10 protein-coding genes and 1 other RNA gene are annotated in these 14,395 nt (G+C 45.1%); 4 read left to right on the forward strand and 7 right to left on the reverse strand.

The window, feature by feature from the left end:
- Positions 1-14 precede the first annotated feature (14 nt).
- The 3 genes from gabT to ACPUEY_RS04675 form a co-directional block, all read right to left on the reverse strand.
- The gene (gabT, locus tag ACPUEY_RS04665; RefSeq protein ID WP_425121302.1) at positions 15-1,277 is read right to left on the reverse strand and encodes a 4-aminobutyrate--2-oxoglutarate transaminase; all 1,263 of its coding nucleotides are present in this window, start codon (positions 1,275-1,277) and stop codon (positions 15-17) included.
- Between the two features lie 281 nt (positions 1,278-1,558).
- Positions 1,559-2,740: a hypothetical protein gene (locus tag ACPUEY_RS04670; protein ID WP_425121303.1), complete on the reverse strand. Its 1,182-nt coding sequence runs from the start codon at positions 2,738-2,740 to the stop codon at positions 1,559-1,561.
- A gap of 145 nt (positions 2,741-2,885) precedes the next feature.
- On the reverse strand, positions 2,886-4,157 hold the full coding sequence (locus ACPUEY_RS04675; protein ID WP_425121329.1) for a Glu/Leu/Phe/Val family dehydrogenase: 1,272 nt from the start codon (positions 4,155-4,157) through the stop codon (positions 2,886-2,888).
- Positions 4,158-4,475: 318 nt separating this feature from the next.
- Here ACPUEY_RS04675 and ACPUEY_RS04680 point away from each other — a divergent pair, with 318 nt between their 5' ends.
- Together ACPUEY_RS04680 and ACPUEY_RS04685 are read left to right on the forward strand one after the other, a co-directional pair.
- Positions 4,476-5,978: a PLP-dependent aminotransferase family protein gene (locus ACPUEY_RS04680; RefSeq protein WP_131273627.1), complete on the forward strand. Its 1,503-nt coding sequence runs from the start codon at positions 4,476-4,478 to the stop codon at positions 5,976-5,978.
- Between the two features lie 417 nt (positions 5,979-6,395).
- Complete coding sequence (locus ACPUEY_RS04685; RefSeq protein ID WP_180176442.1) at positions 6,396-7,841, forward strand: amino acid permease; 1,446 nt, start codon at positions 6,396-6,398, stop codon at positions 7,839-7,841.
- Positions 7,842-7,990: 149 nt separating this feature from the next.
- On the opposite strand, the gene ACPUEY_RS04690 is transcribed toward ACPUEY_RS04685, so the two are convergent.
- Positions 7,991-8,590: an NAD(P)H-dependent oxidoreductase gene (locus ACPUEY_RS04690; RefSeq protein WP_425121304.1), complete on the reverse strand. Its 600-nt coding sequence runs from the start codon at positions 8,588-8,590 to the stop codon at positions 7,991-7,993.
- 116 nt (positions 8,591-8,706) lie between these two features.
- On the opposite strand from ACPUEY_RS04690, the gene ACPUEY_RS04695 reads away from it, so the two are divergent.
- Positions 8,707-9,330, forward strand: a complete 624-nt coding sequence (locus tag ACPUEY_RS04695) for a TetR/AcrR family transcriptional regulator (RefSeq protein ID WP_425121305.1) — start codon at positions 8,707-8,709, stop codon at positions 9,328-9,330.
- 99 nt (positions 9,331-9,429) lie between these two features.
- Here ACPUEY_RS04695 and ssrA read toward each other — a convergent pair.
- Positions 9,430-9,789, reverse strand: a transfer-messenger RNA (tmRNA) gene (gene ssrA / locus ACPUEY_RS04700).
- 131 nt (positions 9,790-9,920) lie between these two features.
- Here ssrA and glpK point away from each other — a divergent pair.
- A complete protein-coding gene (glpK, locus tag ACPUEY_RS04705; protein WP_425121307.1) occupies positions 9,921-11,405 on the forward strand; it encodes a glycerol kinase GlpK in 1,485 nt (494 codons plus the stop codon).
- A 56-nt stretch (positions 11,406-11,461) separates the two neighbouring features.
- Here glpK and ACPUEY_RS04710 read toward each other — a convergent pair whose 3' ends face one another.
- Both ACPUEY_RS04710 and ACPUEY_RS04715 read right to left on the reverse strand, forming a co-directional pair.
- Positions 11,462-12,991, reverse strand: a complete 1,530-nt coding sequence (locus tag ACPUEY_RS04710) for a DHA2 family efflux MFS transporter permease subunit (protein WP_425121308.1) — start codon at positions 12,989-12,991, stop codon at positions 11,462-11,464.
- A gap of 6 nt (positions 12,992-12,997) precedes the next feature.
- Entirely contained in the window at positions 12,998-14,149 is a 1,152-nt protein-coding gene (locus ACPUEY_RS04715) for an HlyD family efflux transporter periplasmic adaptor subunit (protein ID WP_425121309.1), read from the reverse strand.
- Positions 14,150-14,395: the final 246 nt, after the last annotated feature.

A 14,395-nucleotide genomic window follows, 5' to 3' on the forward strand; every position in this document is an offset into this window, starting at 1 on the left:
TCATTACTCTTCAATTATGCTGCAGCAGAAAGTGCAAAACCTTGTTTTAAAATGTTTAAGCCAGCACGGAATTGCTCTGCAGGAATCGTTAAAGGATATAAGAAACGAATCACATTACCATAACGACCACATGTCAAAATGAGCAAGCCATTTTGCATGGCATAGTTTTGAATCGCTTTGGCTTGATCAGCCGTTTCCAGTTCTACAGCAACCATTGAACCTAAGGCACGAATATCTTTGACAATAGAAGAAGACTGTTTCAGTTCATTTAGAACCTCAACTAACTCTGCACCTAATACATTGGCGCGTTCACAAAGACCTTCTTCTTCAATCACATCAATAACTGCATGTGCTGCAGCAACTGCAATCGGACTGCCCGCATAAGTACCGCCTAAACCGCCAGGATTCGGTGCATCCATAACTTCAGTACGACCAACCACGCCAGAAATCGGGAAACCACCGCCCAGGCTTTTTGCCATCGTGATCAGGTCTGCTTTGGTTTCGTAGTGATTCATGGCAAACAGTTTACCGGTACGGGCAAAACCTGTTTGCACTTCATCTGCAATCATCAAAATACCATGCTGATCACACAATGCGCGTAAACGCTTTAAAAATTCTGCCGGTACAACATTAAAACCGCCTTCACCTTGCACAGGCTCAAGTACAATTGCCGCCACATCATGTGCAGCCACATCTTCAGCAAAAATGTCTTCAATGCTTTGGATGGCATCGTCTACAGTAATACCTTTTGACTCTACCGGATAGCGTGCATGGAAAACACCCGCTGGCATTACCCCAAAGTCACGTTTGTAAGGGGCCGTTTTACCCGTCATGGCCATGGTCATGAATGAACGGCCATGGAAACCGTTACCAAAAGTCACAATGCCGTGACGGCCAGTATAGGCACGGGCAATTTTAACTGCGTTTTCTACTGCTTCAGCGCCGGTAGAAAAGAATGAGGTTTTTGCAGGGCCATCAATCGGTGCACGCTCATTGATACGCTCAGCAAGAGAGACATAACTTTCGTAAGGTACAACCTGATAGGCGGTATGGGTAAATTTTGTTAATTGTTCAGTAACAGCAGCAATAATTTTAGGGTGACGATGACCGGTATTCAGTACCGCAATACCACCTGCGAAATCGATATATTGATTGCCTTCGGCATCCCAAATTGTCGAGTTCTCTGCTTTCTCCGCGTACCATTGACACATGACACCAACACCACGAGGCGTCGCTTGCTGTTTACGTGCATTCAGTGCAGAGTGTTTACTGTCCATTTTGTATCCTCATTCTTGATTCATACATTGTAAAATTTTGGCATCCATATCATGTGCTTGATGATATGCAAATGACTGATTGATCTTCCTCATTTTGCGCTTTTATCGGCCTGATACGAGAGCCACTTTGAATCAGATAGACAGAGCCAATTCACCCCACCCCGAAGATTTTAAAAATCAAAAAAACAAAATAATTAGATACAAATCATAAACTTGAAATTACACCATAAAAAATGGCACCTTTTTTACAAGGTGCCATTTTGATAACTGAGAACAAAAATTTAAAAATTATACATAAACAGTAAATTCAGCAGCCGGCTATGGCCTGCTGCATCTCCTTGCGCCAAAGAACCGGCATCACCGCCAATGAATACATCATTTTTACCGGTGATATATTCGGCTGCCAGCGAAAACTGCTTAACATCCAGCTGAGCACCCAAAATATTGCGTGTAGATGTGGCGAAACCGGACTTGTCTTTATCAAAGACGGTATAGCTGACATAAGGCGTCAGATCGTAATCTTTGTAAAAATCAGTCATTTGATAATCCAGATTCGCCACATAATAATTGGCTTTATTGGCCACATGATACTTCGATTCAAAAGAACCTACCGTCGCATAATCTGGATTCTCTACAGCCTGGGTATCTGCGCGATTCTGTCCGGCAGTCAGGGTCAGGTTTGCATTCTGGTAGTTTAAGCGACCAAACACATTCCATGCATTGCGATGCCCGGTTTGACCATTGCGGTTATTTTCCAAATCTGAATACCAGTAAGAGCCGCCGACATTCAGCTTAACCGGGCTGTCCTGCAGCGGAATCTGCTGATTGATGCGTGCAACCCACATGTTTTTTTCTTCAATGTCATCGGTGCTGGCATCTTCCGGCTTGACATAATTGGCCGCATAACGCGCCGCATCGTCACCAGTGCCGGCAAAACTTCCCCCATCACGCACAAAATAAGCCACATTGACTTTGGTATTTGTACCGAGCTGCTGCTGCCAGTTAATACCCAGATTATGCACATCTTCCAGTCCGGCATTGTCCATTGAACTACCGTACCAGCTGCTGCTCCAGAAGCGGCCAATACCAAAAGGCATATCTTGCAGACCCAGGGTGATGCGGCTGTTATCATTCAGCTTATAGCCCAGGTTGGCATTCACCAAGGTTGAAAAATCACACAGGGTATCATTTTGATAGCAACGGTATTCCACATCGCCGAACAATGACTTGGCATCATATTTCAGGCTGAGTTTCGCCGCATTAAACTTTAATTTATGGTCACTGTCCGAATAATCCTTATCCTGATAATTTGCTCGTAGCCACCCCGATACGGTCAGTTTGCCTAAATCGGTATCGGCATCGCCCCAAGAAAGCGTATCTGCCTGCACGGTGGCAGACATCGTAACGGCACTGGCGACAAACGCACAGAACGAAAATGGTTTCACTAAAAAACGTTGCGACATTATAGAAGCCCCAAAAAAGAAATAATAATTTTCAAAACCAGGTCGCTGGCAAAAGCAAAGTTTCTGACCAAATGGAATCAGCAAAGGCGTTAAATATGCAAACTTATGCCAGGTCAAATATTGCATCCTGCAAGAGACCCTACCCCTAACCTGGATAGATGCCGCGCTCTTGGCGAGCCATCAGAATCCGTTCACATGCCAAAATATAAGCTGCGGTACGTAAAGAACATCCGGCATGCATGGCTTTGAGCCAAACGTCATGCACAGCATTTTTCATGATCACATCCATGCGCTGATTGATTTCTTCTTCTGTCCAGAAATAGCTGGCAAGGTCTTGTACCCATTCGAAATAGCTGACGGTCACACCACCGGCATTGCAGATCACGTCCGGTACAACCGTGATTTGACGCTGACTCAGGATTTCATCCGCTTCAGTGAGGGTCGGACCATTGGCCCCTTCCAAAATGATCTTGGCTTGAATGGTCTGGGCAACATGCACATCAATCACCCCTTCCAGCGCCGCAGGGATAAACACTTCCGCGGGAATTTGCCAGAATTTTGCCGCCGCGATTTCGTCGCTTGCAGCAAATCCCTGAATCTTGTGATGGGTGTTTGAATATTCCATTAACTTGGGAATATCAATGCCTTGTTCCTGATATAGGGTTGCGGAATGATCCTGTACGCAAATCACTTTGCTGCCATTTTCATGAAACAGCAAGGCGGCTTCGCTGCCGACATTCCCAAATCCCTGCACGCACACCCGGGCATCCTTTAAATCCAGGTCAATTTGCTGAGCCACTTCACGTCCGCTAATATACACGCCACGTCCTGTAGCTTTACTGCGGCCTAAAGAACCGCCAAGATGCACGGGTTTTCCGGTCACCACACCGGTAATGGTAGAACCGGCATTCATGGAAAAGGTGTCCATCATCCAGGCCATGATTTGCGGATTTGTCCCCACATCCGGTGCCGGAATATCTTTTTGCGGCCCAATAACCAAATTGATTTCTGCGGTATAACGCCGTGTCAATCGTTCCAGTTCACGCTTGGATAACTGGCTTGGATCAACCCGTACCCCGCCTTTGGCACCACCAAAAGGTAAATTCAGCGCCGCACACTTAATCGTCATCCATGCAGACAGTGCCATCACTTCATCTAGATTGACATCAGGATGGAAGCGTACACCGCCCTTGCCCGGACCGCGGGTCAAATTATGCTGAACCCGATAACCTTCAAAATGCTGAACGCTGCCATCATCCATAATCACCGGAATATCCACAATCAGGCTTCGTTTCGGGCGTCGCAACATATCCAGTCTTTCGCTGAGTTCACCCAGATAAGGAGCCACTTTATCCAGCTGTTTCAGATAATTGTTCCAGGCCGTCGTACCGTGCTCGGTATAGGTGAGCCCCTTCATCATTGTGTTCATTGCATGATCCTGTTTTTTGTATGCAGACGCATTTCCTTGCGGCCGCAAAAATATAAATTTATCTCTGCTTGTCGGCATTTATTGATTCAGGTGTCTAGCCAGCGTGATCTGGGCTAAAACATTCAGCGTGGATTTTTCGCTTTGGCTTTAACCAAGATATGTGTATATTGCCTGCCGTTTACAGGCCCGTATTTACATCCACTGCGCAACAACGGGATACTTTACAATTACTGCCTGACCAGATTATTTTGCACATACCGATATCGCTCTCACGAGAGCCACTTTGAATTTGTAGGAGAGAGCCAATTGCGTAGCTTGCTTGGAGACTATTTGCTGCAGCGATTACAGCAAGATATCGATGGAACATTGCAGCTGCGATTATTTCGCTGCTTGCGCAATGCCATAATTGATGGCGTATTGGCACCCAAGACTCGCCTGCCGGCATCCCGCGATCTGGCCAAAGAGATCAAGGTTTCCCGTAATACGGTATTAAGCGCGTATGAACAATTACAGGCACAAGGCTATGTCGATGCCCGCACAGGACAAGGTACCTGGGTCACAGATAAACTACCCGAATCCTTTTTAGTCAAGGCGGAAAATAGCAACGCCCCTGTTCAAGAAAAAAAATCTCAGCAAAGTTACAGCTTGTCTCAGCGCGGTTCTTACTTAATCGGCTATTCAGCAGCTTCTCCTTATCAATGGGGTGCCTTTGTCCCTGGTGCGCCAGATGTGACAGAGTTTCCGCACCACATTTTTAGCAAAATTCAGACCCGTTTGAGCCGTGAACCGGAAATTACCCGCTTGATTTACAGCAATGCCGGCGGCTGTCTGGAACTGCGCCAAGAACTGGCGGAATATCTGAAAATTGCACGTTCGGTGCAATGCGATGCCGATCAAATCATTATTACAGAAGGCACGCATCAGGCGATTGATCTAGTCTCGCGTACCTTGAGCGACATTGGAGATGAAGTCTGGATCGAAGACCCAGCCTACTGGGGCGCCCGCAATATTTTGCGCATTAACGGGGTCAATCTGCGTTCACTGCCGGTCGATCAGGAAGGCATTATTCCTGATCTTGATCCGAAAGTACCTCCCAAGCTGATCTTTGTTACACCTTCCCACCAGTATCCTCTAGGTTCACATCTAAGCCTGGAACGGCGCAAACAGCTGATTGCAATTGCCCGGCAGCATAAAAGCTGGATTGTGGAAGATGATTATGACAGTGAATTCAGGTTTTCAGGCCAGCCCTATCCGTCTTTACAAGGATTGGAACCTGATTCCCCGGTCATTTATATGGGCACATTCAGCAAAACCATTTATCCTGCACTGCGTATCGGCTATCTGGTGGTTCCGAAGAAACTGTTTTCCCCGCTGCGCATTGTGGCCTCAGAACTCTATCGCGGTGGACATTTAATTGATCAGAAGGCACTGGCAGAATTTATCCGTGAGGGCCATTATGAGGCGCATATCCGGCGCATGCGCTTACTCTACAGTAAACGCCATGCATTTCTGATTGATTTAATTCACCGCCATTTAGGTGAAGATTTTCTGCACGAATACAACACGGCAGCAGGCCTACACCTGATTTTAAAACTGCCAAGCAGCAGTGATGATGTCCTGATTGCGTCGAATGCACTTGATCAAGGTATTAAGGTCAGAGCCCTGTCGCAATACTATACCAAGCACTATTCTACCCGGCAGAAAGGATTACTGCTCGGTTTCGCCTGCGTGAGTGAACAAGAAATATTGGTGGCTTTCGGCGTACTGTTGAAATGCTTGCGCGACAATGGAATTCATACTTTAAATTAGTAAAATTTCGATTCTAATTAAAATTTTATTTTTAAAATCAATATATTATCGGCCTGTTTTTAAACAAGGAGTAAAACCTTTTATGGCCCCTTCATTTTATTTAGTCTTTATTTTTCTGTAAACATTTCTTTCGGTAATTTTCACCTTTTTAACGCAATTGGCTCCCTTCAATAGCTAAAAAATGGCTCTCGTCACCTGACAACAAAAAAGAGAAATTAGCAGCATACATAAACAGCATGTAACAGTTTTGTAATCAAAGTGTGATTTTTCATGTGTTTATAGAAACATCGGCTTTATTAAGTTTAACTTAAAATTAATGAAGTGATTGCGAATTCGGTTACAGTTTCAAAGGATAGATAGTGTACACAAGGTAGAGAGCTCTATTGCTGTTGCACTATGGATATTAAGGGAAATTATATGGCAGAACATCAACATGTCTCCACGCCCGATTCATCACACGGCTTAAAAAGTGGACTTAAGTCACGTCATCTTACAATGATCTCGATTGCCGGGGTAATTGGTGGCTCACTGTTCATTGGCTCTGGTAATGTAATCTACTCGGCAGGTCCCGCTGCAATTTTGGCCTATGCCTTTGGTGGATTGCTCATTCTATTAATCATGCGCATGCTGGGTGAAATGGCCGTTCTCAACCCGGATAGCGGTTCATTCTCAACTTATGCTGATCGCGCAATTGGCCGCTGGGCAGGTTTTACCATTGGCTGGCTGTATTGGTGTTCTTGGGCATTACTGATGGGCTGGGAAGCGTATGTCGCAGGTAAAATTCTCAACAGCTGGTTTCCGTTTATCCCCATCTGGGGCTACATGCTCCTAGTTATTGTGTCATTGGTTGTCGTTAACTTACAAAATGTCAAAAACTATGGCGAATTTGAGTTTTGGTTTGCCCTGATCAAAGTGATCGCAATTGTTATTTTCTTAGTCATTGGTAGCTTGGCAGTTATGCACTTATGGCCGTGGAGCCAAGCAGGTGTGTCAGGTATTACCCATTTAACCTCTGAAGGTTTCATGCCCAATGGTTTCTCTGCGGTAATCACGGCATTACTCGGGGTTATGTTTGCCTACATTGGCGCTGAAATTGTGACGGTGGCTGCCGCAGAATCACAAAACCCTGCACGTGAAATCCGCAAAGCATCTAACTCAGTGGTATGGCGTATCATGTTGTTTTATGTCGGTTCAATGCTTATTACGGTCTGCCTTATTCCACATAACAATCCACTACTCAAAGACCCAACTTGGGGAACCTATAGTGTGACCTTAACTGCACTCGGTATTCCGGAAGCAAAACACATTGTCAATTTTGTGGTCCTCACTTCAGTGTGTAGCTGTTTTAACTCTGCACTCTATACCTGTTCACGTATGCTGTTTTCATTGTCAAAACGTCACGATGCACCGAAAAGCTTTGGTTTAATCAACCGTAATGGTAGTCCTTGGATGGGTGTTCTGGTGTCATCATCATTCGCTTTATTGGCAACCTACCTGACTGCCACTGAAAGTATGAATGTCTACGACATCTTTATGTTAGCGACAGGTACAGCGGCACTTTATGTCTATCTCACCATTGCCTTTTCTCAATTACGTATGCGTAAGAAATTAGAAGCGGAAGGACAAGTGATTGACTTTAAAATGTGGTTATTCCCTTGGCTGACTTATCTGGCAATCTTCTTTATTATTGGTGCCCTGATTACCATGCTGGTTGAAGGAACATATTTCAAAGAAGTGACTTATACCAGCTTGCTTGCGCTCTTTATTGTCGGATTAGGCATCTGTGCACAAAAATTCAATTGGGGTAAAGATTCACAAAAAAAAATTTCACAAAATAGAATAAACTTGAGCGACAATATTTAATGCTCAAGCTGATAAAATAAATCTTGCTGACAGAATCAGCCCGGCTGGTAGGTGAATGTTTAATCTAAATTTTCACCTACCAATCGCAACAAAAAAATCTTTTATCATTCAAAAACTGCTCTTCTTTGATCAGCAGGCTTTCCAAGCCATTAAATTGCTGCATCCTGTTTGGCATACTTTTCCATTAGTCTTAACCATTTTTCACGTTTTAGCTCACTTGAACCGCGAACAGAACCAATATAAGCCGTTTTGATCTTTTTTATACCGCAGAACGCTAAGGTGGTTTTTTTCAGCTGCCGAGTACTCGGTTCACCATAATACCATTTATAGAACCAGCCCGGCTGGTCCAATGTGGTGATGATTCTGGCTGTTTTATTAAATAAATGCCCTTGGATACGGTGGCTGTTCTCCACATAACTAAAAGCAGTACGAGGCAAAAATACACGGTCAATAAAACCCTTTGTTATTGCAGGCAGTCCGCCCCACCATACCGGAAAAATCCAGACCAAATGATCAGCAAGCTGAATTTTTTTCCAAGCCTCTGTTAAATCCGGCTCGAGCTCCATTCTCTTTTCATAGCCATGTTTCAAATTAGGATCAAAATGCAAGAGCCCTACTTCAATCAAATCAACCTGTACATTGGACTTTACCAGATAGGATACATAGGCTTCGGTTAAGGCAGCATTAAAACTGGTTTTTGAAGGATGCCCATTAATAACAACGATTTGTTTATCTGCACTAAGACTCATAACAATCTCTATAATTGAACCATATTTTTCAAATTACAAGTGATATCTGAAAACAAGTAGCAAATTTATCGTATAAAATTTAAGATATCAATTGTTATCTCATTTCTTTTATCTTTATGAATCCAGCAAAACTTTCACGCGATGAAAAACAGCTTAAAACCCGTCTGGCGCTCATTGAATCTGGATTTTCACTCATTTCCAGTCATGGTTATGGGGCAGTTTCTATTAGAAATATCTCCAAGCATGCCAATTATACTCAAGGGGCTTTTTATTCTAATTTCAGCAACAAAGAAGATTTTTTATTGGAATTAATGCGATTACAGTTTGAAAAGGAAAATATTCAGCTTCAGAAAATAATATCCACAGAAAACTCAAATTTTGATCATACTATTGATGGACTCCGGATTTGGCTTATTAATTTTTTTAATAATTTTGAATGGTTAAAAATATCCATTGAACTGCAATTATATGCAGCTCGTGATCAAGCTTTTGCATTGGAATATCAAAAAATTTGGCAGACGCATCAAGATGAAGTCGCCAGAATTTTAAGCAGACTCATTCCAGCAACGCAATTGGTCGATCAGAAGCGTATTGAGAACATAACTGTTGAACTCATCTCGTTAAGTTATGGTTTAGCCTTGCAATATATGATTTTTAAAGATGACATTGAAAAATATATAGATATTATTATTAAAAGTTTAAACCACAGTCTTGAAGTCCTAAATACGGATATAAATTGAAGCCAATGTTTAACAACTGGAAGTAAGCTACATTTTTATAATAAATATATGAAAATAAAAAAGCCACTTATGTAAGTGGCTGATTTATAACAATAATTTTGGTGGAGGTGGCGGGAGTTGAACCCGCGTCCGCCAGCACTACGCTCGAGAATACTACATGCTTAGATATCGTCTATTGTTTTAACTCTTTGTGACCCGACGAACAGGGTACAAATCGCGATCCTCTAAGTTTAGTACAAAGCCCCGAGGCTTGGCTTTATACGGACTTGTGTGCGTGCGCTTCAGTCGGGATCTCTAACCACAAGTATTCAGAGATGCGGACAAGCTGCCCTTAGGCAGCTAGAGCGTATGATTCGTCGTTTGCGACTATTAAAATGCAAATTTGATTTACGAGAGAAAATGCGCTCTCGACATGCATCTATGAGTTTCATCACCAGCGTCGAAGCCAGAAACACCCCCAAAGTAATCACAATCATAACATAAATGTTCAAACCCGCAGCGCGTTTTTTAAACATTTACACAAACAGATGCGATTAATTCAATAATTGCGCTAATATTTTATTTTTCAAGTCCTATAAAAGAAAAAAATTATGAGCCATTTACTTGCACTCGATCAGGGAACCACTTCTAGCCGTGCGATTATCTTCAATGAACAGGGAAAAGTGCAGGCAACAGCTCAGCGTGAAATACATATCTCTACCCCACATTCAGGCTGGGTAGAACAGGATGCACAGGAAATCTGGACCACACAAATTGCCGTTGTGCAGCAGGCCCTCGCTTCTGCCCGTATTCTGGCCAAAGACATTAAAGCCATTGGACTGACCAATCAGCGTGAAACGACCATAGTTTGGGATAAGCGCAATGGCAAGCCGCTTGCCCCTGCCATTGTCTGGCAGGACCGCCGTGCAACCGAATGGTGCAACCGGCTGCTGCAACAAAATTTGCAACAGACCATCCAGCAAAAAACCGGTTTATTGATCGACCCTTATTTCAGTGCCGGAAAACTGGTCTGGCTGCTGGAAAATATCGAAGGCCTGCGTGATCTGGCACAACAGGGACATGTGGCTTTTGGTACCGTCGATAGCTGGCTGATGTGGAATCTGACCCAAGGTGCAGAACATGTTATTGAAGCCAGCAATGCCTCCCGTACCATGCTAATGAATCTGCAAGCTCAGGCCTGGGATGAAGAATTAGTGGAGCTGTTTAATATCCCTAAATCGGTTCTGCCGAAAATTATTGCTTCGGATAGCTATATGGCCGACACGGCTACAGGTTTATTGGGTGCAAATATCCCCATTATGGGAATTCTGGGCGATCAGCAATCGGCCCTTTTTGGTCAGTCCTGCTTTGAAGTGGGCAGTGCAAAAAATACCTATGGCACGGGTTGCTTCATGCTGTTCAATACCGGGCATAAGGTGCAATTTAGCCACAACAAGCTCTTGAGCACCTTAGCCTGGCAATGTCATGAAAAAACCACGTATGCACTGGAAGGCAGTGTATTTATGGCGGGTGCCATTGTGCAATGGTTACGTGATGGTTTAGGAATTATTCAAAACAGTCGTGAAGTCGAACAGCTGGCTTGTCAGGTAAAAGATACCGACGGCGTAGTTTTGGTACCGGCGTTTACCGGACTCGGTACGCCGCATTGGGACAGTGATGCGCGTGCCCTGCTCTGCGGCATGTCGCGTGGAACAAATAAAGCTCACATTGCCCGTGCTGCCCTGGAGTCGATTGCCTTTCAGGTCTCCGATGTCCTGATGGCCATGCAATCCGATATTACCCATCCCTTAAAAGAACTGCGTGTCGATGGCGGTGCAAGTAGCAATGACATGCTGATGCAGTTTCAGGCGGATATCTTAAATGTGCCGGTATTGCGTCCTAAGATGCTGGAATCTACCGCTTGGGGTGCGGCAGCCATGGCCGGATTAAAAGCTGGCGTATTTTCCAGTATGTCGGATATTTCCGCATCCTGGCAACTGGAGCGGGCTTTTGAACCCAATATGAATGAAGACCAGCGCCAATTTCATCTCAGCAAATGGCAAACTGCATTAAAGCGGGCCAAATCAGATATTTAATATATTCAAATATTAGTCCCAGATAAGCAAAAACCGCTTCGAAAAGCGGTTTTTGATTAATGTACATGTCCACTCCCGGTGACACCGCTTTTGGGTCTTGGACATAGCCAGATAATCAGCGCGGCAAAAACAAACACCATCGCCAGAATTAAAAACACATGGTTGGCAGATAAGGTAGAGGCTTCTTTATCGACCAGACTCGAAATATAGGCCAAACTGCTTTCTGGACTCATTCCTCTTTGCAGCAAGGTATTTTGCACTTCATCCACATGCAGGCTTCCTGCCATCTCACTACGTGCCACCTTTGCATGATCATCCCACAGGGTTACCGCAATCGACGCACCAATTGCCCCGGCCATGGTTCTGAGGAAGTTCATCAACCCTGCGGCAGAAGCCATTTCCTGTGGCAACACTGAAGCCAGCGCCATATTCGAGAGTGGAATAAAGAAGAACGGTACGGCAAAACCTTGCAAGATTTGCGGCAATGCCAAGGCCATAAAGTCGGCTTCTGTGGTCCAGAAGGCCCGCATCAAGGTTACCCCGCCCAACAGGCACAAACCAAAACTGGCCAAAGCGCGCTGATCATATTTGGTCGCCAGTTTGGCCACAATGGGCGACATCAGCAAACTGCCAAAACCCATGGTTGCGGTCAGATACCCCGCCCAGGTGGCGGTATAGCCCAGATTCACCTGTAACCACTGGGGAATCATGACAATACTGCCAAAGAAAGCACCAAAACCAAAGGCCAGAGCCAGGACAGAAATGGTAAAACCACGATATCTGAAGATCTGGATATTGACCACCGGATGACGCTCTGTAAGCTCCCAAATGGTAAAAACGATGAGCCCGATCAAGGCAATCATGGCCAAAATGACAATAAAGGGATGATTAAACCAGTCATACTCATGGCCTAAATCCAGCATCAGCTGCAATGCCCCAATCCATAAAATCAGCAGCATTAATCCGCCCCTATCAATTTTCAGTGTATTGGTTGCTGTTTCCGCAGATTTCAGCAAACGCATCGCAGCGAGCGCACAGCCAATCCCGACCGGAATATTGATAAAGAAAATCCAGTGCCAGGACCAGTTATCGCTAATGGTCCCGCCCAGAATTGGCCCCAAAATGGGTCCCACAACGGTGGTCATGGCCCACATGCCCATGGCCTGAGACTGTTTCTCCGGCGGGAAAATACGCATCAGCAGGGTTTGACTGAGCGGCATAATCGGCCCGCCAAACAGGCCTTGTCCAATCCGGCAAAATACCAGCATTTCCAGGCTGGTGGATAAACCGCATAGCACCGAAAACAGGGTAAAGCCGAACAGGCTGATGACAAAAATCCGGACCGTGCCAAAGCGTCCCGCCAGCCAACCGGTTAAAGGCACACAAATGGCTTCGGCAACGGCATAGGAGGTAATGACCCAGGTCCCTTGCGATGCAGAAACCGCAAGGCTGCCGGTAATATGCGGAACCGAGACATTGGCAATGGTCATGTCCAGCACGACCATAAAGTTGGCAAAGGCCAGTACAAATGCCGCCAGAAGCAAGCGGCCGCCAGTCAGGTTCGGTATTGGAGCGTAGTTATTCATACATGACTACTTCGAAGACAAATCGATCTTCGCTTCCATGGACAAGCCGACCCTTAATGGATGTTCAGCCAGTTCTTTGGGATCAAGCTTGATGCGAACCGGCAAGCGCTGAACCACCTTAATCCAGTTACCCGTCGCATTTTGTGCCGGAATCAGGGCAAAAGCAGAACCAGTTCCGCCAGAGAAACCTTGTACCGTGCCGTGATACTCAACTGAATCGCCATACAGGTCAGAGGTTAACACCGCTTTTTGACCGGGACGGACTTTCTCCAGCTGGCTTTCTTTAAAATTGGCATCAACATACAGCTGTGAGGTAGGTACCACCATCATCAATACTGTGCCGGGTGCCACACGCTGACCGACCTGAATATTACGGCGTGTCACTACCCCATCAAAAGGTGCCTTGATTTCGGTACGTTCCAGATCTAGCAAGGCCTGCTTTAATTTGGCCTGTGCAACCAGCACGTCCGGGGTACTATTTTCATCGGCACCGCGAATCAGCGCTTCATTGGCCGCCAGGTTGCTTTGTGCGGCTTTTTGGCTGGATTTCGCTTGCGCCAAACCCGCTTGAGCCGATGTATAACCCGCTTTGGCAGTAGTCAGCGCACTTTGTGCCGTACTGAGTTCTTCTTTAGAAATGGCCCCAGAGACACTGAGCTTTTCACGGCGGTTTAAGTCATCCTGTGCCTTGTCCATTTCTGCTTTGGCCTCGGCCACTTTGGCTTCGGCACTATGAATGGCATCATCACTGACAAAAATCTGTGAATTCAGCGAGCTGCTATTGGCCTGCGTCTGCTTGTATTGACGCTGCGCCTTGACCAGTTCCGCTTTGGCGGTAGCCAGGGAAATTTCTGCATCACGCTGATCAACACGAACCAGCAGCTGACCTTTTTTGACCGTTTGAGTATCACTCACCAGTACCTGTTCAACCTGTCCAGTCACCATGGAAGTAATTGACGCTGTTTCAGCCCCGACATAGGCATTGTCGGTATCAACAGAATGGTTGAAAAATACTGTCCAGACGGCATACAAAATCATGGCAATGATTAAAATCAGCGCGACAAAACCCAAGGCTTTTTTACGCTTGGCTTTTAAGGTCGTATCTGAAACGGGTTCATCGTTTTTTGTTTCTGGCAGGGTGTTTTGAGCATCTGTCATCAATATGTCCTAAATCCAACAAACTTGGTCACCAGCCATCCTGAATGCCTTGTAGTGTAAGCTACAGGCATAGAGACAAGAGTTGCCCTGAGATGATATCGATGAGAAAGTCATTTTTTCAATTTTATACTGCCAATTTTAATGGTAAAAATTCATAATATGAGAATAAAAATGTAACTCACCAGTTTAGAAAACAAATTCGGCACCGAATTTTCATTCAATGCCGAATTATTGCTCTTGGTTTTA

The sequence above is a fragment of the Acinetobacter sp. G11 genome (genome assembly GCF_049808495.1).
Classification (GTDB): Bacteria; Pseudomonadota; Gammaproteobacteria; order Pseudomonadales; family Moraxellaceae; genus Acinetobacter; species Acinetobacter kookii.